The sequence below is a fragment of the Microbacterium umsixpiens genome (assembly GCF_053543675.1).
In genome coordinates this window covers 1-1,351 of record NZ_JBLVOH010000191.1, presented here as the reverse complement: position 1 = coordinate 1,351, position 1,351 = coordinate 1, and the positions used below count along the sequence as shown (strand labels likewise).

Here is a 1,351-nt window from a genome sequence, read left to right as displayed (position 1 = left end):
GGCGTGGAGCGGCTCGGAGTGGTCGCGTACGGCGAGAAGGGCGAGGAATTCGACCCGCAGCGCCACGAGGCCATCTTCCAGCAGCCGACTCCCGGCGTGGAGAAGACCACGATCCTCGAGGTCGTCGAGGTGGGCTACCGCCTCGGAGACGTCGAGCTGCGCCCCGCGAAGGTCGTCGTCGCTGTCCCTGCGGAGTAGGTGATCGATGGCCAGCCAGGATTGGTTCGACAAGGACTTCTACAAGACCCTCGGGGTCTCCAAGGACGTCAGTGATGCGGATCTGAAGAAGACGTATCGCAAGCTCGCGCGGAAGTACCACCCGGACTCCAATCAGGGTGATGCCAAAGCAGAGGCGAAGTTCAAGGAGATCAGCGAGGCCTACTCGGTGCTCTCCGACGCCGAACAGCGCAAGGAATACGACGAGATCCGCGCCATGGGCTCGGGCGCTCGCTTCACCGCGAGCGGTCAGGGCGCCGGCGGCTTCGAAGACGTGTTCAGCCGGTTCGGTCAGCAGGGCCGAGGGCAGACCGCCGACTTCGAGGACATCTTCGCGATGTTCAACCAGGGTCAGGGCGCGAGCTTCGGCAACGGGCGCTTCGGGCAGCCGAGCGGCGGCTACCGCGGTTACGGCGGCCCGCAGCGCGGCGCCGACGTCACCGCGCGCACCACGCTCGACTTCGTCACCGCCGTACAGGGGGAGACCATCTCCCTGCAGGGCGAAGACGGCAAGCCGTTCAAGGTGAAGATCCCCGCGGGCGTCGCCGACGGGCAGAAGATCCGTCTGCGCGGCCGTGGCCGACCCTCGCCTGACGGTGGGGAGAACGGCGACATCGTGGTGCAGATCGCGGTGCGTCCGCACCCGGTCTTCACCCGCGACGGGCTCAACCTGCGCGTCGTGGTCCCCGTGACGTTCACCGAGGCGACCCTCGGGGCGACGATCGAGGTTCCGACGCTCGGCGGCGATGTGGTCAAGCTCCGGGTCGCACCCGGCACCCCCTCCGGGCGGGTGCTGCGCGTGAAGGGCCGCGGAGTCGCGACATCGAAGGGGACGGGCGACCTGCTCGCCGAGCTCCAGGTCGCGGTGCCCACGCACCTCGACGACGCCGCACGTGAGGCGCTGCAGAAGTTCCAGGAGCTCGAGCCCGAGGAGAACCCGCGCGCCGAGCTGATGGCCAAGGCGCGGCGATGACCGATCGTCGAAGCGGGCACCGGGGGCGGAGGCGTTCATGATGAATGCTGACACCCCGGTGTTCGCGATCGCGGCCGCCGCGGAGCTCTCCGGCCTCCACCCGCAGACGCTGCGGCAGTACGACCGCATCGGGCTCGTGGTCCCCGGCCGTACCTCGGGCGG

The 1,351-nt window shown here is 69.1% G+C and carries 3 protein-coding genes; all 3 read left to right on the top strand.

Features of this window, described 5'->3' with window-relative positions; genetic code table 11:
• Positions 1–198, top strand: a 198-nt coding sequence (locus ACNPM4_RS17210) for a nucleotide exchange factor GrpE (protein ID WP_448986491.1), incomplete at its 5' end; no start/stop codon positions are given.
• Positions 199–205: 7 nt separating this feature from the next.
• A complete protein-coding gene (locus tag ACNPM4_RS17205) occupies positions 206–1,189 on the top strand; it encodes a DnaJ C-terminal domain-containing protein (RefSeq protein WP_029261334.1) in 984 nt (327 codons plus the stop codon).
• A 40-nt stretch (positions 1,190–1,229) separates the two neighbouring features.
• The coding region (locus ACNPM4_RS17200; protein ID WP_448986498.1) for a MerR family DNA-binding transcriptional regulator at positions 1,230–1,351 on the top strand (122 nt) is incomplete at its 3' end.